Annotated in this window: 14 protein-coding genes and 2 pseudogenes; 2 read left to right on the plus strand and 14 right to left on the minus strand. The window is 60.2% G+C overall.

Going from position 1 to position 23,121, the window contains the following annotated elements; genetic code table 11:
• Positions 1-106: 106 nt before the first annotated feature.
• Positions 107-1,807 carry a cytochrome c oxidase subunit I gene (ctaD, locus tag BJF89_RS08205; protein ID WP_075813923.1) on the plus strand — a complete coding sequence of 567 codons (1,701 nt, stop codon included), beginning with the start codon at positions 107-109 and terminating at the stop codon, positions 1,805-1,807.
• Here the strand turns inward: ctaD and BJF89_RS08210 are convergent.
• The 5 genes and pseudogenes from BJF89_RS08210 to BJF89_RS08230 form a co-directional block, all read right to left on the minus strand.
• A complete protein-coding gene (locus BJF89_RS08210; protein ID WP_075813925.1) occupies positions 1,804-2,325 on the minus strand; it encodes a hypothetical protein in 522 nt (173 codons plus the stop codon). The genes ctaD and BJF89_RS08210 overlap by 4 nt on opposite strands.
• 170 nt (positions 2,326-2,495) lie before the next feature.
• Positions 2,496-3,668: an amidohydrolase family protein gene (locus BJF89_RS19110; protein WP_075813927.1), complete on the minus strand. Its 1,173-nt coding sequence runs from the start codon at positions 3,666-3,668 to the stop codon at positions 2,496-2,498.
• Positions 3,668-5,689, minus strand: a complete 2,022-nt coding sequence (locus BJF89_RS19115; protein ID WP_222843817.1) for a hypothetical protein — start codon at positions 5,687-5,689, stop codon at positions 3,668-3,670. Before BJF89_RS19115 ends, BJF89_RS19110 begins: the two co-directional genes overlap by 1 nt.
• 734 nt (positions 5,690-6,423) lie before the next feature.
• Complete coding sequence (locus tag BJF89_RS18525; protein WP_139311944.1) at positions 6,424-6,855, minus strand: hypothetical protein; 432 nt, start codon at positions 6,853-6,855, stop codon at positions 6,424-6,426.
• Between the two features lie 237 nt (positions 6,856-7,092).
• Positions 7,093-8,327 (minus strand): annotated as a pseudogene (locus tag BJF89_RS08230) (IS110 family transposase).
• A gap of 657 nt (positions 8,328-8,984) precedes the next feature.
• Here BJF89_RS08230 and BJF89_RS08235 point away from each other — a divergent pair.
• Entirely contained in the window at positions 8,985-9,752 is a 768-nt protein-coding gene (locus BJF89_RS08235; protein ID WP_075813933.1) for an IclR family transcriptional regulator, read from the plus strand.
• A 114-nt stretch (positions 9,753-9,866) separates the two neighbouring features.
• On the opposite strand, the gene BJF89_RS08240 is transcribed toward BJF89_RS08235, so the two are convergent.
• The 9 genes and pseudogenes from BJF89_RS08240 to cydB form a co-directional block, all read right to left on the minus strand.
• Positions 9,867-11,072, minus strand: a complete 1,206-nt coding sequence (locus BJF89_RS08240) for a MalY/PatB family protein (protein ID WP_075813935.1) — start codon at positions 11,070-11,072, stop codon at positions 9,867-9,869.
• Positions 11,073-11,085: 13 nt separating this feature from the next.
• Positions 11,086-12,282 carry a mandelate racemase/muconate lactonizing enzyme family protein gene (locus BJF89_RS08245; protein ID WP_075813937.1) on the minus strand — a complete coding sequence of 399 codons (1,197 nt, stop codon included), beginning with the start codon at positions 12,280-12,282 and terminating at the stop codon, positions 11,086-11,088.
• A gap of 34 nt (positions 12,283-12,316) precedes the next feature.
• Positions 12,317-13,693: an MFS transporter gene (locus BJF89_RS08250; RefSeq protein WP_075813939.1), complete on the minus strand. Its 1,377-nt coding sequence runs from the start codon at positions 13,691-13,693 to the stop codon at positions 12,317-12,319.
• Positions 13,694-14,027: 334 nt separating this feature from the next.
• Positions 14,028-15,096, minus strand: a pseudogene (locus BJF89_RS08255) (IS110 family transposase).
• Positions 15,097-15,677: 581 nt separating this feature from the next.
• Positions 15,678-16,295 carry a transposase gene (locus BJF89_RS19995; protein WP_083650587.1) on the minus strand — a complete coding sequence of 206 codons (618 nt, stop codon included), beginning with the start codon at positions 16,293-16,295 and terminating at the stop codon, positions 15,678-15,680.
• A gap of 563 nt (positions 16,296-16,858) precedes the next feature.
• Positions 16,859-18,058 (minus strand): MFS transporter, encoded by a 1,200-nt coding sequence (locus BJF89_RS08265; RefSeq protein ID WP_222843818.1) that lies wholly within the window; start codon positions 18,056-18,058, stop codon positions 16,859-16,861.
• 723 nt (positions 18,059-18,781) lie between these two features.
• The gene (gene cydC, locus BJF89_RS08270) at positions 18,782-20,428 is read right to left on the minus strand and encodes a thiol reductant ABC exporter subunit CydC (protein WP_075813943.1); all 1,647 of its coding nucleotides are present in this window, start codon (positions 20,426-20,428) and stop codon (positions 18,782-18,784) included.
• The gene (locus BJF89_RS08275; RefSeq protein ID WP_369803683.1) at positions 20,428-22,083 is read right to left on the minus strand and encodes an ABC transporter transmembrane domain-containing protein; all 1,656 of its coding nucleotides are present in this window, start codon (positions 22,081-22,083) and stop codon (positions 20,428-20,430) included. The genes cydC and BJF89_RS08275 overlap by 1 nt, the downstream gene beginning before the upstream one ends.
• Positions 22,080-23,120: a cytochrome d ubiquinol oxidase subunit II gene (gene cydB / locus BJF89_RS08280; protein ID WP_075813945.1), complete on the minus strand. Its 1,041-nt coding sequence runs from the start codon at positions 23,118-23,120 to the stop codon at positions 22,080-22,082. The genes BJF89_RS08275 and cydB overlap by 4 nt, the downstream gene beginning before the upstream one ends.
• Position 23,121 lies beyond the last annotated feature (1 nt).

Raw genomic sequence — 23,121 nt, forward strand, 5'->3', positions numbered from 1 at the left:
CGGGACACCGTACGCTTCCTTAGCCTGAGTATGACGATGAAATGTGACGGGCTCACGAGGTTTCCTTGATCCGGGCCGCCACGGAAGCTTCAGGAGGTACGGAAAAATGACTACCGTTGCGCCCCGGGAAGAGGAACAGGCTGTTCAGTCCCGACCGGCGCCCCATGGAGAGAGATCCAAGAAGGGCGGTCACGCATGGACGATGCTGACCACCACGGATCACAAGCAACTCGGCATCATGTACATCGTGACCGCTTTCATCTTCTTCGGCATCGGTGGACTGATGGCGCTGATGATGAGGACGGAGCTGTTCAATCCTGGTCTGCAGTTCCTGTCCAATGAGCAGTTCAACCAGCTGTTCACCATGCACGGTACGATCATGCTGCTGCTGTTTGGCACGCCGATCGTCTGGGGTTTCGCGAACTTCATCCTGCCGCTGCAGATCGGTGCGCCCGACGTCGCCTTCCCGCGGTTGAATGCTTTCGGTTTCTGGATCACCACGTTCGGCGGGATCATCATGTTGTCCGGTTTCCTGACCCCCGGCGGTGCAGCGGACTTCGGCTGGACGATGTACATGCCCCTGGCCGACGCCATCCATTCTCCCGGCGTGGGATCACATTTGTGGATCATCGGGGTGGGAATGACCGGTGTCGGTACGATCGCCTCGGCGATCAACATGATCACCACCCTGCTGTGCCTGCGTGCACCGGGTATGACGATGTTCCGGCTGCCGATCTTCTGCTGGGGAATCCTCACCACTGCGTTGCTCGCACTGTTGATCTTCCCGCTGCTGACCGCTGCCGCCCTCGGCGTGCTCTATGACCGGTTATTTGGCGGCCACATCTTCGACGCTGCCAACGGTGGCGCGATCCTGTGGCAGCACCTGTTCTGGTTCTTCGGTCACCCCGAGGTCTACGTGCTGGCCCTGCCGTTCTTCGGTGTAATTTCCGAGATTCTTCCAGTGTTCTCCCGCAAACCTGTGTTCGGCTATGTCGGCCTGGTGTTCGCGATGCTGTCGATTGCGGCGTTGTCGTTGGCGGTGTGGGCGCACCACATGTTTGTCACCGGTGCGGTGCTGCTGCCGTTCTTCAGTTTCATGACCTTCCTGATTGCTGTGCCGACCGGCATGAAGTTCTTCAACTGGCTGGGCACGATGTGGAAGGGCCGGATCAGTTTTGAGACACCGATGGTCTTTGCGCTCGGTTTCTTCGCTACCTTCCTGTTCGGTGGTCTGACCGGCATTATGTTGGCGTCCCCGGCACTGGACTTCCAGCTCTCGGACACCTACTTCGTGGTCGCGCACTTCCACTACACCTTGTACGGCACAGTTGCTTTCGCCTCGTTCGCTGCCGTGTACTTCTGGTTCCCGAAGATGACCGGCCGCATGCTGGATGAGAAGTTGGGCAAGATCCACTTCTGGTTGACCTTCATCGGTTTTCACATGACGTTCCTGGTGCAGCACTGGTTGGGCAACATGGGGATGCCCCGTCGTTACGCTGACTACCTGGATTCCGACGGGTTCACCCTGCTGAACCAGGTTTCCACGGTTGGTGCGTTGATTCTGGGTATCTCGGTGTTGCCGTTCGTGTGGAATGTGTTCAAGTCCTGGCGTTACGGTGAGGTCGTCACCGTGGATGATCCGTGGGGCTACGGTAATTCGCTGGAGTGGGCGACGTCGTGTCCGCCGCCGCGGCACAATTTCACGTCGATGCCGAAGATCCGTTCGGAGCGTCCCGCCTTCGAACTGCACTACCCGCACATGGTGAAGACCGCCCGCGAGGAAGCCCACGTCGGACGCCACTTCTAGGGCCCCTTTGGCTGGAATGGACCCTTGTAGCCTGGCAGCAATACTGATCGTGGGGCCGACCGGCTCGAGCCGGTCGGCCTTACGGCGACTGTAGTCTTCTGGTCCCCAACAAGATTCACGGCACCTCGGAGTGGAATGTTGGCCGTCGGGGCGCTGTCCCAGCGGGTCGGATGTAGCGTCGCGATGGTTGGATTATCCGGCACCACGATCTGCGGGGTTCCGCCGAAGAAGGCGAATGCTCTGCTGTGCGCGCCGAGCCAGGCGGGGATCTTCATGTCCGGGTAGGCGTGGGTGGACAGCGCCCCGGAGTAGGGGGGCAGTACCGCGACGAACAGTATCGCCCGGGTGACCGTGCCGGTGAATTCGTCGGTGATGGAGATGGTGCCGCCTGCCCAGTCGACCAGCATCGCGCGGCCGGGCTCGTGGGGGATGGCCCCAAAAAGGTCGTGGCGGCGGACGTGCTCGGCGAACAGGGCGCAGAACTGGGAGTGGAGTACGGGCCCGAACCCCGTGTCCACTATCCGAGGTTCGGGCCCCGATGAGATAGCTCGAGTAGGCCCGTCGTCTCTGGCAACCCCGGGTGTAGACGGGGAGTGGGACCGACCTCGTCCCTAGACACAGCAACAGCAGAATGCGCCTTCCGAGGACTACTACGGGCGAGTCCTGCTGTTCTCGGCTCGGACGTGGATCAGTGGTCATGCCCCGCGTGGGGGTTAACCTCCAGGTGCTCGGGACTGGCGACGGTGGCGTCAACGTGTTCGTCGATCCGCGTAGCTGGTGGGACCGGAGTAGCGTCCGCTTCACCGGGAGCGCCCGGCATATCATCAGCACCGTCGCTGAATGGGGCAGCCAGGGTGTCCTGGATGTACACATTGCCTCCGACCATGGTCATCTCGACATTCATGAGGGAGTCGATGTCCTCGAGAGGGTTGCCGTCCACTGCGATGAGGTCCGCGACCTTCCCCGGCTCAAGGGTCCCGACGTCGGAGTCGATCCCGAGGAAGCGTGCCGGGTTCACCGTCGCTGCCCTGAGGGCGTCAACGGGCTCCCATCCGTACCCCACCATCTCGCGCAGATTGGTATGCATTCCGAGACCTACGTGGTCCAAGGGGGCATCGGTGCCGACAAGGACCTGGGCGCCGGCTTCTCGGGCGCGGTCGAAGGCCTGGGCCTCGCGGCATTCTGCTGTCTGGCAGTCCGGATCTGACGGGTACTCGTCGTTCTCCCCGAATGCTTCCATAAGCTCGTCCTGTTTCCAGGAAGGGAACAACTGGAACTTCGGATCCGAGGTGAGATCGTCGGCGAGCATGAAATCCTTGCTGAAGAGCGTAGTCGTCATCGAACGGTTGCCTTCGCCGTAGATTTCCGGGACATCGTCATATGTCTGGCCGGTCTTGGATTGGGTCCTGGCGTATCCCAGTCGCTGGGTCGCAGCCAAATGTGAAGTGCCGTCCTGTCCCAGGAATAAGCCTGGGGCCATGTAGTGGGAGGCAGACGGCAGCCCGCGGTCATGGGCGGTCTCAATAACCTTCTCCATCCCTGCAGCGGGCAGTCGCACGTAGGTCTTGAAGAAGTCGTAGTCCAAGTTTTCTGCTCGGTCCAGTTCACGCTGGATGTCTGCGTCGCCGTCGGTCGGTCTCATGAAGTTGTAGTACACACGGGAACCGTCGACGGGTTCGCCGGTGGCATAGAACCTCGGACCCGCACGCTTCCCGGCGTCGACTGCGTCGCGGTTTTCCATCGCCCGGTACGCCTGATCGCCGAGCGAAAGCGTCGATGTCACCCCGTACGCGAGGTTGATACGGTCCTGCCGGTCACCGAAGAACCGCGACTCCAGCCCCTGGTGAATGTGCGCGTCCATCAGCCGGGCATGACCGTCTTATCCTTGAGATCGATGACGTCGCCCTGGGGGTCCTGTTCGTCGCGGTCGGTGATGGTGTCGATGCGATTGTCTTTGACGACGATGTCGACGTTTTCCCGGAGCGTGTCCGTTGTGCCATCCCAGATGGCGCCAGCCTGAATAGTCTGTGTGCCGGAGGCGATGTCAGGCTCGACGTCGAGGGGGACATCGATGGTTTCTGCGTCGCCGGACTCCACGTCGGCCAGTTTCACCTCGTCGCCGGAGAGGTAGAGGAGTGACGAAGAGTCGCCGCTCCAGGACGGAGCATCGGCGATATCGTCGTTCACGGGTTCCGGGTCACCCGTGGCTCGTCCGCTGTCATCGACATCCATGGTGAACAACTGTGAGTTGACGATGAACGCGAGCGAGGTCCCGTCAGGGGACCAGACGGGTCCGTCGTCACCGCGGGTGGAGATGGATGAGTCCTGTTCGCCGGGGGCTTGGAACGTCTGTTGCCCAGACTCCACGTCAACGGTGAGGATCTGACTGGTGCCCTCACGAAAACGCTCCGAATACTCCTTGACGGCGGCCAGCGCGATGGTGCTCCCGTCCTCGGACCATGTCGGGCGTCCGGGGCCGAAGATCTCCGGCACCAGTTCACGGACATTGTTGTCCTCCCGGTCCAGAACGTAGGTGGCTCCGTCCTGGTCCTGGAATGCCAGGCGAGAACCGCCCGGTGAGAATGACGGGGCGACCTCTGCGCCATCGATACTGGTGACGCGAGTCTCATCGTCGCCTTCCAGCGAGCGGACGTAAATGTCCTGGGTGCCGGCCTTGTCACTGGCATAGGCGATCTCCGTGCCGTCTGGAGAGAACACCGGGTCGACTTCATAGAACTCGTCGTCGGTAATCTGTTCCGGCTCGCCGCCGATAGGCATGTGCCAGATATCGCCGAGCGCGACGAAAAGGATGGACTTTCCGTCGGGGGACAATTGTGGTGTCAGCACTGTGGCCTGGCGGGACTCGGTGTTGTCGAAATCGTGAGATTTCTTGTCGTAGTCGGCACCCGGGATGGAGAAGGTCGCCTCAAACGGAATGTCCTTCACGTCGTCGGCATCGAGGGTCCTGTCGCGGAGTTTTCCGTCGGCGGTGTAACGGAGCTGATTATCCCCGGTCCAGGACGGGGTGAAGGGGAAGACGTCTTCGCCGTCAGTGACGGGTTCGTCGTCCAACATCAGGTCCGCGACGTTCTCGTCATGCCGAACCCATGCGACGTGTTCGCCGTCCGGGCTCATGGCGGGAGCGTGGACGGTCATGCCGTCCTCGGCACTGGATTCTTCTTCGCTGGGATCCTCTGGGGCAGGGTCTTCGACGAGAGTCTCGGTATCGCCGTCGGGGTTCACGGTCGCGATCTCGTTACCGTTGATGTAGACGATCTCTTCACCGTCGGAAGACCAGGAAGGTTGGGTCTCATCACCGGGATCGCTGGTCCATTGCGTGAACTCTCCACTGTCAATATCGATTGTCCAGATATCGTAGGAGCCCTTGTCGCGGTCGGAGGAGAACGTGATCTGTGTACCGTCCGGTGACCAGCGCGGTTCGCGGTAGTCGAAGTATCCGTCGGTGATCTTCTCCCGGTCTGAGCCGTCTGGTTCAGCGATCCAGATATCGAAGTCACCACCGTCGTAGGACTGGTAGACGATCCGTCCGTCGGGCCCTACGTGGGGACGGGCGACTTCGTGTTCCGGGTCGGAGAGTTTCTCTGCTTCACCACCGCCCTCCGGGACCCGGTAGAGCATGCCGTGGAGGTCCATGATGGTGGATCCGTCGGGGGCTGCGGTTGCGGTGATGTTTGTTCCCTCGGTGACCGTTACGTCTGCTTCACGTGGGAGGGAGCCTTCAGCGTTGGTCCCCGGCTCGCCGGAGTCTGAGCCAGCCGCGACCGCGAACCAAACGATGAGGGCAATTACGGCGAGGGCGGCCACAATTATCCAGGGAAGTACGTTCTTTTTTCCTGCAGGGGGAGTGCTGGTGTCAGTCATTTATACCTCTTGAGCCTCATTTTTTACCAGATGGTCGATGCGTCGTTTTCTGTGGTGCCACGTCAGCGGAACCTCCTGGATATGGTAGTGATGTAGATCATTTCCAGCAACTAATATTCAATAAATACTATAGATGTAGCTATTCTTTTGATCATTCAGAATTCGTGCTACAGGAATTCCTAAAGCTAGGACTTCAGTTGCCGGCGAAGGATGAAGTAGGATTCTTCTGCATAACGCGTCCGTAACAGCTCTCATCTTGTCCGACCGCGGCAGCAATAGCCTGGAGCACCATACCCGCTCAACTGCGATCACAGCGGTCCTGTTTCAGCGAATCCAGACCGTCCCGGTGGTTGTCGACAGGATGGCGAATGCACACGTCGCTGAGCATGTATAACTACGGCCTCAGGGTGGAATTGGCGCGAACGCCACAGCGAAGCGGGTATGACAGGCTCGGCTCGAACACGTCGGTTACCTCGACATCGTCGATACCATCCCTGGCGCGCCGACCGACCAAGTATCGAGGGGCCCCAGTGGTCGTCCCGACCGCTGAGTGCGCATCTCGTACTGGCTGACGCCACGGTTGTGCACGTCTGGCGGGCCTACGGGTACATCTCCTGGAATGCTGAAACGTAGACATTCCTCACCGATCGAGAGTTGGTCGCCAAGATCTTTGACGTCGTCGGCGTGTAGCCGGCGCGCCGGACAACGCGATTGTGTACTGCGTCGCTGAGAAGTCACAGTTCCAGGCGCAGGACCGCGATGCCCCGGTGAGACCGTTGCACATCAGTGGCACTGGAAAATCGCCCAGGACCGCAAGTATCACGGATCAAACACCGTTGTTCGACGGACTTGAGGTCGTCAATGGGAAGGTCGACGGTGCGGCCAAACCCAAGGACCGTCCCAGCGAGTCCTTGGGCCTCCCGCACCAGATCGACCGCGCTCACCCAGACCAAGAGTTGTACATGGTGATGGGTAATGACGTCATTCACGGAACCGCCGAGGTGCGAGAGGAGCTGATCAGTAACGTGGATTTCTGAAAGGTGTGGCCAGGCCGCGGGGTATTCATCGACAATCGGAAGGCACAGAAGAAGTGGTACTTTTGCCAGAATATCATCACCGCGTACCAGCAGGAGCATCACTGTGACGGGGACATCTCGAATGCTCATGCTGATCGAAGCGCTGCACCTGACGATCCTAACGATGGGCGGGAACCACCGGTACCAGGCCAGACGCGCGGGGGGGGGGGGGTGTCCCTATCTAGATTGTCAATCCCCTCGGACGTCTTTTCCCTGACCCGCGCCATCCGCCAGGATTGAGGGCTGTCGAACACGCGGGCGTAGACGTTCCACCGGTTGTTACGGTGGAACGCCGGACGTGCGGCTGGCGGGATTCAGCTCAACAATTTAGACAGCAACAACCTCCGCAGTCGGCCGGGGTGGCAGCTGCCGGAAGAACTCCCCGCGGGTGAGCATCGCGAACATCACGTTGCACCTGCGCCGTGCCAGACACATCACGGCCGCGTTGTGACGCTTACCCTCGGCCCGTTTCTTGGCGTAGTACGACCGGGAAGCGTCGTGGCAGTTCGATGCGATCCAGGCGGATCTGAACAGGGCATTCTTCAACCGTTTGTTGCCGGATCGGGCGGGAAACTCCCCACGGATTGATGTGCCGGACCGTCTGGTCACCGGGGCGATGCCGGCGTAGGCGGCCAGGTGGGCGGCGTCGGGGAAGTCGGAACAGTCGCCGACAGACAGCAGGATGTTGGCGGCGGTCTTGATGCCGACCCCGGGCATCGACATCAAGACTGCAACTGGCTCCAGGAAAGAGGGAAGTCATCAAGCATCTCCTCGACCTGCCCGGCGATGCTGTCACGCTGGGTTTTCAGCGCCTTGATGTTGGTCGCCAGCATCGGGATCGCCACTTCCGCGGCCGCGGTGCCCGGCACGGCGACGGTCTGGGCGTTCAGGGCTTGGAAGATGGCGTCGACCAGGGCCTCGGGGTCTTTCTTGGCGTGGTTTCGGGCCCAGGTTAGCACCCGCTTCCTGCCCATTTTCTTCAGTTTCGTGGGCCCGGCGTAGTGGATCAGCAGGTCCAGGACGAATGTTCGCTGGATGATCTCACCGGCGAAGACCCGCTCCAACGACGGGTAGATCTGCACCAGGATGCTGCGCAGCCGGTTGATCGTGCGGGTGGCGTCCCTTGCGATGTCGTCATCGAGTCCGGACAGCATCTTCAGTGCGGAAAATACCTCAGCATTGCGGTCCACCGCACGCAGGGTATGCGGCATCGTACGGGCGGTATTGGCGATGATGAACGCATCCCGCGGGTCAGTCTTGGCTTGTCCGGGGTACAGATCAGCTGCCTTACGCATCGCCAGGCCGGGCAGGTAGGCAACCGCGCAGTCGCAGGCCCTCGCTACGGCGATCGGCAGGGCACCGATGGTATTGGGCTGGTCCACGATCAACAGCACACTGCCATGGGCAGTGAGCTCGTCGAAGACGGTGCGCAGGCTGGTTTCGTCCTGGGGTAGAGCTTTGTCGTAGACCGTGGTGCCATCGGTGGTCAGTGCGCAGCCGTGGTGGGCGGTTTTGCCGACGTCGAGTCCGAGGTAGACGTCGTAGGTGGTGGTGTCTTCCATGGTGGTTCCCCTCCTTGAAGTGGGGAGGTTGGTATGTGGTTGTGGTGGAAGATCACTGGTGGTGGTCGGACACTCGGTGCGGGCACCCACGTTACTGAGAGACTTCACCGCACCCGAAAGCCGGTGAGCCGCGTCCCTATTAGCCGTCAGCGTGTGTCCTGGTACCTCGGCGGCAACACCCCCCGGATCATTGTGTAGAACAACAGGGCGAATCAGCCATACCAAGGCCAGTGACCTGCCCCCGAGCTTACGGGGGACACCATCAAGGTAACGGGCGCCGACGAGACACAAACCTACTTCAACACCGACAGGTTCAACGGTGTGAAGGAGAAAGTCAGCGGGAAGCTGGAGCACCTGCCTGGTAATCCCCCAGGGTTCTTCGACCAAGTCGAACTGCATCGTGGACCCCGATCCATTCTGGCAGGGTCCGGGAGGTTATCAGTGCATTCCGAAGCCAGAAGAGCCAGGAAACAGTATGTGTTCACCTCAGCCAGGATCCAGATTGGACGATCGAGACTATTGCCCGACGTAGGAATGGGGCATCGGCGGCTGTTTCCGTGGACGAAATACTGAGGATAGCGTTGAGAAATCGAGCCTTCGACAGCGTCCAGAAAAATGACACTAGATGGGGAGCCCTTCGAATGATAGCATTTTATCATGAGAACCAATGATGGGGATGCCGGAGGTGGCTTGCGTTCCGTCCAGAACGCTCTGCACATCATCAACTTCTTACAGGAACGGCATGGAGCCACACCCACTGATATCGTTGAAGCTCTCGGACTCGCTCGGTCGACTGTCCATAGGTTGCTTACTACGCTGGAGGCCGAAGGTTATGTCGAGCGTGACCGAGTGCAACGGAAGTACCGCACGGGTCGCGTCCTGGTTGCACTGGGTATCGAGGCAGCCGGCGGCTTCGATGTGAGGCGAAGGGCTCATCAGTATCTAAGCAAACTGTCGGAGGCTACAGGAGAGACTGCCCATCTCTTCATTCTCGAGGGTGCGAATGCCCGTGTTATCGACAGTGCTGAAGGTCGGTTGCCGGTGCGTGTAGCCCCGGAAACCGGACAACTGGTGCCCGCACACACGAGTGCTGCGGGAAAAGCACTACTCGCAGCCCTGTCGAATCAGGAACTCCATGAACGTTTCCCCCGCGGCTTGCCGAAGCTCACGGCGACGACGCTCTCTGGGTTACAGAACCTCGAAGACGAGATTGAGATGATTCGATCCCGTGGATTCGCAGTCAACCGGGGTGAGTTCAATAGGGACGTCGCAGGTATCGCAGTTCCAGTCCTGCACCCTGGTCGGCTACTCGTAACATCCCTGGCATTGGCTATTCCCGTAGAAAGGTTCCGCGAAGAGCGTATTTCCGGGCTCGTCGTCGAGCTCCGTAAGCAGGCGAGGTTATTAGCAGATAGCATTATCTGAGATAGGATACAGTTGGTCGAGTCAGTCGTGGAGACATCCGTTTGACGCAAGCGTCAACATCGCTCGGTGTACGCTGCGGACAGCAATGTCGAGAAGCCATAGCCTGGCCATTGCCTACGCTGAGGTCGCATCGAGTAGCCGGGACACGGCAGCATCGACCGTACTTCGCGGGCAGCCTAAATTTATCCGCATGTAGCCTTCCCCTTCGATGCCGAACTTGGTCCCTGCGTCGAGCCAGAGCCCCGCCTCCCGGAGCATGAAGTGGTGAAGTTCTTCGGGACTAAGGCCAAGCTCGCGACAGTCAATCCACGCCAAATACAAAGAATCTGAAGGTAAGACATGGAGGGGCGAGTCGGAGTCATTGATCGAATCGGCGAAGGAAGACCGATTTACTACAATATATTCGAGAAGACTCTTGAGCCACTTCGCTCCGTGTCTGTACGCTGCCTCTGCGGCCACGGTACCTAGAGCGTTGACCCTAGGGTACAGGTTCCGTGTGTACTGGCGAGCAAACTCTTCACGCAGGAAGCGATCAGGGATGAAGACGTTGGAGCATTGCAGTCCCGCGAGATTGAAGGTTTTGCTTGGCGCAGTACAAGTTATGCTGCGTGCAGCAATCCGGTGATCGAGCGAAGCGAAAGGGATATGTTTCTTTTCCGGGACAAGGATGAAATCTTGGTGAACCTCATCCGAGATAACCAGGACGTCATTTTTTAGGCAGATCTCCCCCATCAAACGAAGTTCCTCTTCACTCCAAACATTTCCCGTGGGGTTGTGAGGGTTGCTGAGAATGAATATCCGGGTAGACGGCGTTATAGCTGCTTCGAAAACTCCCGGGTCGAATACGTAGCGATCACCATTGCGGGCCAAAGGAGCGTAGGCCAAATGTCGTCCATTGACAAGAATATCATCATGGAAGTGACTGTAGACAGGTGGCTGAATGAGGACGGAGTCTCCCGGTGATGAGAACGCCTGGACCGCAGTTTTTAGAGCCGTGATGACGCCCGCGGTAGGTATAATCCAATCGCGAGGGATATCCCAACCAAACCTCTCTCCTTGCCAGTTGGATATAGCGTCAAAATACTCCTTCGAGGGAGCAGAGGGATAGCCAAAAACTCCGTGGTCGATCCTTTCGTGTAACGCCTCCAGGACCGGTCGGGGTGAGCGGAAGTCCATGTCTGCGACCCACATTGGTAGGACGTCTGAAGGCAAAGGCGTGTTGGTCGAGTCGAAATCATCATGGGACCACTTCAGTGACTGAGTGTTTTTCCTATCGACAGGGGAATCGAAAAATTGGTCAGTCCGCTCATAGCAGGACATATCAGAGTTCCTTTCAAGAAAGACGTTCGCGCCGTTCAGACACAGTGTGAACACGAGCATTATTCAAAGCAAAATCCGACAACTCATTCCCAATGCCGGGGATGTCTGGGATATCGAAGGACCCATCAACTGGCTGGTAATCGTGGCAACAGAGCTCTTTATTCCACTTCATCCGATTAATGACGTGGTGCTCATGAATCACAAAACTTGGTAGTGCGGCTTCCACTTGTAATGCCGCCGCGGTAGAAATTCCAGTACCACAGGCATGGACTTGTACTCCGACGTTGTACGTCGAGGCCATATCGCCGATCTTCTTGGCTTCGGTTATGCCACCGCATGTTCCCAGGTCCGGCTGTACTACACCGAGGATCCCTTGTTCGATATATGGAACGTACTCCCCACGTCCGTATATACGCTCTCCACTTGCGAGAGGAATACTTACCGCATCAGCAACTCGCTTGTGCAGTAGCGGTGAGGGGTCGGTGGGTTCCTCGTAGAAGAAGATCCCGTACTTCTCGGCGCGCTTTCCGATTTGGATCGCTGAAGCGACGTCGGTGTTCGAATGTGCCTCGATAATGATGTCACCCGAACCCATGGTTCGCCTGGTCTGCTCAAGACGACTTTCTACGAGATCGAGTATTGACGGGGGAAGAAGGCGGGTGGTCTCCTCAGGGCGGAATCTACGGCGGGAGGAGTCGAAAGTAAGGTAGTCAATTTTCACAGCATCGAATCCCTCGTCCAACGCACGTCGACACGCGTAGTCGTAATCTTCGAGGCTTGTTGCCTCTTCCAATGAGGACCCCCAACCGAAGTGCAGCTGGCTTGCGTAGCTGCGTAGCTTCGAACGGAGCTTCCCTCCGAGCAGAACGTGGACGGGTTGATCGTAGAACTTTCCCTTGATGTCCCACACTGCCATGTCAATCGCACTTATGGCGGCGAAAAATGCAGCGCCACCGTTCTGGGCCCACATCGTCTCACGATGCAATTTGTTCCAGATCACTTCATTCTCAATCGGGTGCATGCCGATCACAAGCCCCGAGAAGTCTTTCAGGGCGCCTGCTGCAGCCGACGAGCCGATACCGTAGGCGAGAGCAGCCTCTCCATAGCCATACACTCCGGCGTCGGTATTGACTCGACAAATCACTGGGTCCCAAAACATTCCGACGCTTCGGGTTTTCAGCTGCATGACATCAATCGAAGTAATCTTCATGAATGTACTCCATTCTGTATACTTTGGTGGGGCATCATTTCGGTTCATTTCTGTCCGCGGGCTCTGGAGGCGAACCGTCAGGATCAGACTCGCTGTTTGTACTTGAACTGCTGCGGCGAATGATCGAGAAGTCCTTACCCCTTAGTAAGGACAACATGACGATACTGCCGAAAAGACAGAGTCCGACTAGTCCAAGCACTCCGGTATTTCCAAACCGGTCGCTCAAAATCCCGATTACGGTGTTGGAGGCAAAGGTCGATGCGCTTGATGTTGAATTGATGATCGCAATACCCACGGCAGCCTGCGCGCCGGAAAGGTACATCGTCGGAATTGTCCAGAATATTCCATAGAACGCGGGGTATGCCGTGGCGTAAATTACGATTCCCGCTACTTGGATGATGATCTCGTTGCCGAGTACGGCAATGAGAATTCCAACTACTGCGATCGCAGGTGACGCTAGGGCGTGATATTTCCTCTCACCTGTGCGGTCAGAGTGCCGGCCGAGCAGCATCATGAAGGGAATGGCGAGAAGTGGGGGGACTGAGAGGATAAGCCCGATAGTCGTGTTTCCGAGTGTGTCGGAGAATCCTTGGAGGACACTAGGCGCCCAGTATCCCATTCCTTGAGTCGCCGCCTGAAAAAGAAGGTAGGTTACCGCGAGATGCCACACTTTGATGCTTTTGAAAGCCTGGGCAATACCGTGATCTTCAGTCCTGTTGGCCTCTCGTTCCGACGCAATCCTGGATGTTAACCACTCTTGTTCTTCCTGCGTGAGCCACTGGGCGTCCTTAGGTCGGTTGGACAGGTAGAACCAGGCGACGATACCTAGAATGATTGCGGGTATTCCCTCTAGGACGAACGTCCAGCGCCATCCGGCGTGTCCGAACCAAGAGATGTTGTCCATGATCCACGTCGACACTGGGCCGACTAGGGCAGTCCCGAACTGGCTCCCGACAAAGAACATCGTTGTTGCAAAGGCGCGCTGCTTGGCGGGGACCCATTGAGAGACGTAGTATACGATCCCCGGGAAGAAGCCAGCTTCCATTATCCCGAGGAGGACCCGTAGCGTATAGAGTTGCCAGTATTCGGTAACGAAGAACATGAGAAACGTAACTATTCCCCACGTAATCATTATTCTCGATATAACCGATCTTGCTCCGAATTTTTCGAGGAGGATGTTGCTCGGGACCTCAAAAAAGATGTAACCGATGTAGAACGCCGCGGCCAGGGAACCGAAGGCGGCTGCGGATATCATAAGATCCGTACGCATGTCGAGCGCGACATATCCTAGATTCATTCGGTCGAATATGTTCACGACATAGAGGATCATTATGAACGGAATTATCCGCCAAAGAACTTTGCGCGTGGTACGCGGACCGATGTGATCCGCGCTTGTCCTGCCGGGATTCATGCTCGTCCTTTCCGTGACGGTTTCTGACCGCCTCGCCCATGAAGGGGTGCTGCCTTCCCGGCAGTGACGTAGGTCACTTGATTGCCGGCTGTGTTCCTAGAGTGAAGTACTGGCTTCTTCGGGGCAACGCCGATGGGGCTTTTTCTTCTATGCGGCACGTGTGGTCTCACTTGCTGGGAATCCTACGGACCGCTCGTTGATTGACCGATACTCCAACATGGTGATGTGGCTACTCGCTGTCTCCGGCTTCGGAGGGGCTTGGCTCATGGTCGCAGTCGTCCGGTCACTGCGCCGTTAAGGGGCTCTTCGTGTGTTAGAGACCCTTCTATGTCTGTCAAGCCGCAATCAGTACAGGGTCCGCCGCGCTGAGTGTCCGATAGACTCTTCGGGCGAGATAGCGCTTCACACTGCGAAGAATCTCTTTGGTGGTGCGTCCCTCGGCCTGCCGTTTAGCGTCATAGGCCTTGGTTTCGGCGTCGTAGGTCATCCGGTTCAGCGCCACCATGTGCAGCGCCTGGTTGAGCCGACGGTCGCCACCTCGATTGAGCCGGTGGCGCACTGTGTTGCCCGACGACGCTGGAATGGGATTGACCCCTGCCAACGCGGCGAACGCGGCCTCTAATCGAATCCGACCGTGATGCGACCACGCCATCAGGCAAATCGCGGTGGCCACCGGCCCGAACCCAGGCTGAGCCAGCAGTGCGGCCCCTTGACTGAACTGCAGCAACTCAGTGAGCTCGACGAGATTGCCAGTGAGCTCAGCGTCGAGCGCTGTAACTCGTCGGGCCAGTCGCATCGCCTCAGCCCGGGCAGTGGCCTGCACCAGCGGTTCGTTGCGTGACCGCCAGCAACCCACCTGGTAAATCTGCGTGTTGGTCAACCTGCGGCGAGCATCGATTCTCAGATCATGGGTGCGCAGCAGCACGGTCAGCGCGTTGATGTCGCGGGTGCGCTCCTCGGCCATGGCGTCGCGGGCAGTGACAAGCACACGTACAGCGGCTCGGATTCCGTCATGGGTCCGGGGTGTGCGCAGTCGGGCTTCGTCGACCGGCAGGGTGTCCACGGCGATGCGCTGGGCATCCAGGGTGTCGGTCTTGCCCTTGCCAGCGGCAAGATGCCGGCCGAGCTGCGGTGCTTCGGCGACCCGGAATCCGCAGGTCGTGACCGCGGCGGTCAGCAGTGCCCCGTAGGAGGCTGCTCCTTCGATGACCCAGAGAATTTCTGGGGTGTCATCGGTACGTCGGGCAACCCAGTTCATGGCACGGTTGATGCCGGAGTTGCTGGTGGGGAAGATTCTCGTGTCGATGATTTTCACCGACGTTGGTGGTGATGGCGTAGACGTGGTTGCGGGCGTGGGTGTCGACACCGACGACAAATCGGTATGTGTGCGCAATAGTGGACATTGCGGCTGTTCCTCCCGTTCGACTCTTCGAGTGTGGGTCACGGTCGCAGACCGGCCGGTGCCCGTCCGGGTGGAGTCACTTCGGAACAACACTGTGATGAGTCACGCCCCGGATGGGTGTCTGGGGTGGACAACCTTCTGATCAAGTCACCGTAAGTGGGCCGAGTAGGTGCCGGCCGGCCACCCCAAGTCGTTTGATCGGACAGTTCTCTAACAAGGCACCCCATGGGGGCCGGTGCGTTGATGAGTCACGATCACAAGGGGCGGGTGCGGCCACCATCTACTCTGCCAGCCAGTCCCAGACCGGCCAGTTCCAAGTCTCACAGTGCGTTGATCCGGCGCTGCAGTTGCCCGGAGTGGATCAATGACCGCAAGATATAGTGGTCGAGTTTTCGGAAGCCCAAGGCGATGCCCCGCAGATGCTCCCACCGGCTCGACGGGCCCGTTGGACGCGCCGATGTCGAAGTACGCCAGCACGTCCTCTCGCCGCCGCCACATCGTCCGACCGAGCTGCGCTAGCTCCTCCAAACCCTTTGGTAGACCCCTACGCAGCATGTTGATCACCCCGCGCATCAGTTTCTTTCACTCCGCTTTGCGTGGGTGCCCGTACGCGGCGATCATCTCCTGGTAGAACCCCCAGGTCACCTGCAGTGCCGCGTAGTCATCGTCGGTGCTCCACAGCAGGTCCAGGCGTTGTCTCTCCCGGTCGGTGAGGTAGTTCATCCTGGTCAGCAGACTGCGCCGGTGCTTGTAGAGCGGATCGTCCTTGTGCCCGCGCCGCCCGGTCGTCTCTCGTTGCAGATGCTGTCGACACCCGGTGAGTTTCTCGGCGGCGAGGTGGACGACGTGGAACTTAGTCCATGACCTTCCGCGCCGCGGGAAGGGCATAGTCCACAGCGGTGGCGTACCCGGTGAACCCGTGCCACTCGTCACGACCTGCATCCCATCCCGGAAGTGCGGGTCACGTTCAGTCAGCCAGGTCTTCAGGACGTCTGCACGGCGGCCCGGCCGCATGTCGATCAGACGGGCCGGCCCGTGCCCATCGACCAGTGGAGTGAGGTTTACCAGGACCGTTACCATCGAGGAGGGCTCCCCGGGCCGGCGGGTGTGCTTCCACACGTGCTCGTCGACCCCCAGGATCCGCATGCCGGTGAGATGTTCGCTGGAGTCGGCGTAGACGAGGTTGCGGCACGCCTGCACTGCGACTGAGTTGACCAGTTGCCATCCGATACCCAGAGCTTTCGCGTCTCGCCGCCACGCTCATCCGGTCGACTGCGAGGCGTTGAAGGATACAGCGGGGCATCCGACCGGTGAGCTTCGCCCCGTCATCGGCGCAGGCTAACGAGATCTGGAAGATTATCCGGCTGCAGGAGGCATTGTGGCAGGTGAAGCGGGGAACTCGGATGTGTGGGCGGGTGGAGAAGCCCACCACCGGCAGGTCCGCCAGCCGGCGAGTCACGTGGTCTCTCCTGGTACCGCAGGTCCCTCAGTCCGGGAAGGTGTCGTCGACGGTGACCGGCACTGCGTCGATGACGGTTACCGTACCGGCGTCAGCGGCGTCGGTGATCGTCAATCCAAATCTCTTCCGGTGCGGCGTGAACAGTGTCGGCGACGAGGTTGCCAGTAGTGGGCACGGTAGTGTCCTGGTTCGGTCAGATGAAAGTGTGGTAACTCTTATCTTGTACCGTCCAGGGCCTCTACATGTTGTACCACACCGGACCCGCCCCACCGTCAGCTACGCACTCCGAACCGCGAGAAGCCCGTTAAGGGCCGGGCTTCGGACTCTGCGCTTTGCTGCCGTATCGACCGAGAAGCACTGGCAGTAGAGTGGCTGCACAGATGGCCGCTGATGCAACGAACGTGGTTGTTTTGGGGATCGTCGAAGATAGTGAATTGGTTAGTATTGGCCATGTGTAACCTGTGTATGCCAGGACGTAGAAGATGCCGGTAACCAGGGGTCGACTGGGCTTTTTTGCGATGCGCTGCACCGCCTGCAAACCCGTTGTTAGTAAAAATCCGTACGCGGCACCCAACATGAGTGCTGATAGGACGAGAAGAAGAGGTGCCTCGGTGACTATCGTCGCGCCGCCTACGAGTAGGCCAACTGAGAGAAGAATGAGTCCGAATGCTGTGGGAACGTCCAGCCGTCGGGCGGTCGCCCGGCGTGCGACGGGCTGTACGGCGACCCCGGTCATTAGGGTGAGGGCTGCCAACGCTCCGGAGCCTAGTGCCTGGGTGTGACCGAAACTCACTGATTGTGGAAGGACTACGATTGCTGCTGAGACGCTGGCGAATACCCACGGGGCGGTGGGTAGTATCAGGAAGAGGAATGTACGGCTGCGTAGCGTGGTGAAGACCTCGGCGGTGAGCTCCCGTGTTGCCCCTCGGGCTGGGGCTGTCTCTGGCGTGGCCCGGATCAGTGGTGTCACAATGAGGACGAGAATGATGTGGACGAGGTACGGCATGACTGAGGGGAGGGGCAGCCACTGTGCTAGCGCTCCGGTCACTAACGGACCGAAAGCGAAACCACTGGTCAGGGCTACAGAAGTGAGGACTGCAGTGGAACGGCCAGATCCGTAGCGTTCGCTGAGTTCGTTGAGCCACACTGTGCCTGGGCCGAAAGCGGCACCCGCGGCCATGCCGACGAGGATCCGCCCAGCGATCAGTCCGAACAGGGAATCGCCGGCGAGTATCAGAGCTGTGGAGCCGAATACCGAAACTGCTGCGACCGCGAACATGAGCGACCGACGTCCTAGGCGGTCGGAAAGTTGCGGTCCTGCGAGGAGGGACGGGAACAGTCCGAGTGCGTATGCTCCGAATATTACTGAGGTCTGGGTGTCATTTAGCGCACTGGAGTAGACGAACAGCATGGGGGTGAACATGTTGGCGCCCCATGCGACGGCGAACATTGCTGCTGCGGGGCGAACCAGCGCGGTGCGCGGCTGGACAGGTTCTTCATTCACGGCGGTCTTTCTGAGTGGTAGCGAGCTATTCGGATATCTTTAACAGATTTCCTTTGCTTGGTGTCTCCGGTGCAGAGGTGCCAGTGGGTAGTTCGGATCCAGCAAAGGCTATCAGGAGCTTCTGTCGGATCCTAACAATATTTCGCTATGGCATTATAGCCTGAGGTTAGAGTCGTGAAAGTTTCTGGTCCGAGTTTAGCCCTTCCGCATGTCTCTATCGGCACGTTACGGTTAATTTTAGTATTACAACTGGCTACGCGACTGGCGGGATTGGGTGGATTTTCGGTGTGTCGCCCGTGTTGGCTGACTATCACAAACTAGCGCAGAATTCTGAACTGCGACGTCACTAATTTATCATCTATTTGAGTATCTTCGGGAGCGACGGAACTGCCGCCACAGTATGCCGATATCAGCATACGATCGAGGTAGTAGGCTGAATACCGCCGAACGTGACACCGCCGTTGCACACCCGCGTCCCCGCTCAGCGGGTCTCCCGCTGCTGACAAGCGATTGATCCTGCCGTAGTCATGCCTGTTTGCCCGTCGCGGGAAGCATGACCAGCGATGGGGTTGGAGCCGAAGAATTCCTTCGACCTGCTGATGCGATGAACACGCTGAACTCGTTGGACCGGGGCTGTCGTTCACATTGCTGGGGTGCTCCGGATGTCCGCGACGAGTTACACCTCTGCCGCTCTTTTCGTTAGCAACGGCCCACTCGGCCCTGTCAGTGCCCGTCCCTCGGATGTCGGGTGATGACCACGGTACGTCTATCCCTGGCGCCGGGGAGGATTGGTGTAGACAGCAGAGTTTCGAGCGCTTGCGCCCCACGGTGGTCGAGATGCTCGAAGGGCTCATCCAGCAGGAGTATTGGTGCATCTGTGAGAAGCATGCGGGCGATGAGCAGTCTCCGACGTTCTCCACCGGACAGACTGTCGGCCCCTGCGGGGAGAAGGGTGGACAATCCAGAGGGGAGCGAGCCCACCCAGTCTTCCAGTCCCACCGCCTCCAGCACCTCGTGCATAAGGTCATCTTCGGCAGCAGGTGCCCCGACGGCGAGGTTATCGCGTACCGTTGTCGCGAAAATCCGTGCGTCCTCCGGGAGGTAGGCGACGGTACGGTGAAGGGACTCGGCATCAGTCGAGGCCAGATCCCGGAGATCCCTGCCGTCCAGGAGGACCCGTCCTTCATACGGCGGGATCAGGCCGGCCAGCGTCATCAGCATCGTGGTTTTCCCGGATCCGGACGGCGCTGTCAGAGCACGGAAGGACCCGAAAGGCAGGTCCAGGTTCATCGTGCCGAGGGCTGTGTCCCGGCCGTACGTCACGTCGGTTCCCGACAAACTCGGTTCGGGCCCGGTGCCTGCCGAGGGGTGGGCACCATTCGGTCCGTAGGGGCAGTCGGGGATGCTGCGGAACAAACCGCTGAGACGGTCAGCGGCACCCGATGCCCGGACCACCGACACGGCAGCGTCCGAGAGTCGGCTCGTCGCCTCGAATGCTGCGAGGCTGAGCAGGACCATGACACCAAACCACTGGGGAGAATATGTCGCAACTCCGCCGGTGGCGTAACCGGTCACAGCGACGAGGAGCACCCCCAACGCTGTACCGGCAGACGCGGCCACCGCCAAGGCCGCCCCCGCTGCCCGCGACGGGGCCCCTGCCTCGTCGGCCTGCGTCAGTTCGTGTGCCGTCGTCTGTGCGTCCTGGAGAACCGGATCCAGCTGCCCCCGTACGCGCAGAGCGGCGGGATCGGTGAGGACCCTGTCGACGGCAGATACGTACTGCTGAGCATGATGCGCCCGCCGGCTTTCCGCCAGTCTGACAGATCTGCTGACGGCCCACGGAGCGGCGACTCCTGCAACGAGAAGCCCCACGGCGAGGACCACGGCGGCCGGGACAGAGAGCAGTGCCATGAACGCGACCGCGACGACGCCGGTCACCAGGGACACCAGAGCAGGGATCACCGCCCGGACAATGACGTCGGACACCGCGTCGATATCGTCGGTGAGCCGTGTCGTCACATCGCCCCGACCGAGTGACGCGACTGATGCCGGAGGGGCGTCCGCGAGGGCACGGTATGTAGCGACCCGTGTCGTCGCCGCACAGCGGAGCGCGAGTCCGTGGGCGACGAGACGGTCGACGTAGCGAAAAGCGGCACGGGAAATACCGAGAGCCCTGACCGCCGTCACCGCCACGGTCAGGTCGAGTACCGGGGGCATCTCCCATGCACGGGCGATCAGCCACGCTGACACGACGGTGAGGGTGAGCGCCGACAACAGTGTCATCGTCCCGGCGAGGACGGGCCAGAGCAGGTTACGCCAGCGAAGTCCGGTCACCGGGAGAAGAGACACCAGCGTGCGGAGGCCGCGCATCACTCCACCTCGATCCGGTTGTCGGCCGCATTGACGACGACGGGGTCATGTGAGGCAGCCACAACGGTAGCACCCGCCGCAGCCCACCGCCGTAGTCGGTCCATCACCGCGACAGCGTTGTGTGTGTCGAGGTGCGCCGTCGGCTCATCCAGGACGAGAAGCGACCCCGGTGCCTGACGACCCTGGGGCCTCTCCACGTCCCCCAGTTCTTCATCGAGGGCCCGGCGTTGCTGTTGTCCGAGGGACAGCTCCGAGGTGTCGCCGATGAGCGTGGGGTCGAGAACCGGGCGCTGGGGGAGATAGGACGTTCGCTCCCAGAGGGGTCTCCCCGTGTAGACCGTACCGTCGACCGTGACGTCAGCACGCCCGTGGATACCGTCGGTGGCGATGCCGAGGAGGGCGAGGAGTGCCGTGGTCTTCCCTGACCCGTTGGGTCCGGAAAGCACAGTTAGCTCACCGGGGGCCGCAGTGCCCGTGACATCGCGGGGCCTGGGGCCGTCTCTGCCGTCAGCCCGCAGTCCTGAGAAGACCACCCGCACACCGAGATCACCGCTGTCGGTGTCTGCGCTGGGTGCACCGTCTGAACGGCTGCTTGGTCGGGGGGCACTGGACGACGTCTCTGTCGTGCCAGCCTCGTCAAGAAGGGTGAGGATACTGTCGACGGCGACAAAGCCGTCCTTGGCATCGTGGAATCTGGCCCCGACCTGGCGTACGGGATTGTAGACCTCGGGGATGACGATCAACACCGTGAGCCCCGCGGCCAGTGTCATCGACCCGTCGAGAAGTCGGAACCCGATACCGACGGCGACCAGTGCGATGGACAAGGTGGCGAGGAACTCGAGGACCATGCTGGACAGAAAGGCGACGCGCAGCACTGACATCGTCGACCTGCGGTGCTGGCCGGAGAGTCTGTCCACCTCGGCGACGGGGGTGTCGACACGACCGAGTCCCTTCAGCGTGGGAAGCCCGGCGATCAGATCGAGCATCTGGTCGGTGAGCACACCCAGGTCAGCGAGCTTGCGTTCAGTGCGGCCAGCGGTGAGCGTGCCCACCAACCACATGAATACCGGGGTCAGGGGTAGTGTCACGACGGCGATCAAGGCTGAGCCGGCATCGAGCCACCAGATGACCACCAGGGTCACCGGGACCGTCACGACGGTGGAGACCAACGCCGGCAGGTAACCGGTGAGATAGGGGCCGAGTCCCTCGACTCCCTCTGTGAGAAGCGTGCGCCATATCGCCCGGTCGACACGACGGGGGTCACTGACAGCCAGAACTCCCAGTGCAGTGACACGCAGGTCCTCCGTCGCCCGGGCGGCCGCCCGGTGGCTGTAGCGTTTCTCGGCCCAGGCGAGGACCACCTGTACTGCGACGAGAATGCCGAGACCAAGCAGAGGTCCGGCATGGTCGGACAGACTGAGGGACGGATCTGTCACCGTGTCGGCGGCGATGGACCCGGTGAGTACCCCCGTAGTCACCAGTGCCAGGGTGCGGCACGCGGTCAGCACCGACAGTAGAACGACCCACCGCCTGGTGTGCGAGGACAGCCTGAACAGCCGGAGGTCAACCGGCCCCGGTTTCTGCTGCCCTGCTTGCTTCCCTGTCTGAGCCTCCGCGCTCGTGTCTCCCTCTCCCTGTTCGATCGGAGCGTTCACGGTGTCGCGGCCCCTTCCGGCTCGGCGTCCACCGGGTCGGCGGCGATACGTTTGCGGAACACCCAGTAGGTCCACCCCTGGTACAACAGGATCAGGGGGACAATGAACAGCGTGGCCCAGGTCATCACCGTCAGCGTGTAGTCCGCGGACGAGGCGTTACGGATGTCGAGGCCGGTCCCGTCAGCAAGTGTTGTCGGCATCAGCCACGGGTACAGTGAGCCGAACAACAGGACCACCACCCCCAGGACCGTGACGGCGGTCGCGGCGAATGCCGTCCTGTCACGGTGCGTCACCATGGCGATCACCGCAACGACGACGCCAACCGCAGCGAGGGACGTTGCCACCCACGTCCACGGCTTGCCGTGGGAGAGTTGGGTCCACAGGACGAACGCCACAGCGGTGACCGCGGCCGACGCACCCGCCGGAAGGGTGATCCGGCCTGCACGCTCACGCAGAACCCCGGTCGTCTTCAGTCGAAGGAAGCTCAGTCCGTGCAGCAGGAAAAGACAGGTGAACGCTGCCGCTCCGAGTAGTGCATAAGGGTTCAGCAGGCCGAGCAAAGTGGACAGGTCACTGGACATTTTCTGATCGGCGTCCACCGGGACGCCCCGCACCAGGTTGGCGAACGCCATGCCCCACAGGATCGGCGGCAGCCACGAGGAGACCGCCACGGTGGCGTCACACCAACGACGCCAGCGTAGTGTGTCGACTTTCCCTCTCCACTCAAGAGCAACTGCACGGAGGATCAGCGCCATGAGTATGAGGAACAGCGGGAGGTAGAAACCGGAGAACATCGTGGCGTACCAGCCTGGGAACGCCGCGAACAATGCCCCGCCTGCGGTGATGAGCCAGACTTCGTTGCCGTCCCACACCGGACCAATGGTCCGCACCACACCGCTGAGTAGGGAGTCACTGTTCCTCCCGACTACCGGGAGCAGCATCCCGACCCCGAAATCGAAGCCCTCCAGGAGAAAGTATCCGGCGAACAGGACGGTGATCAGTATGAACCAGAGTACAGGCAGATCAAGACTGGACACG

Origin of the sequence: Corynebacterium sp. CNJ-954 (assembly GCF_001942345.1) — a bacterium.
Taxonomy (GTDB): domain Bacteria; phylum Actinomycetota; class Actinomycetes; order Mycobacteriales; family Mycobacteriaceae; genus Corynebacterium.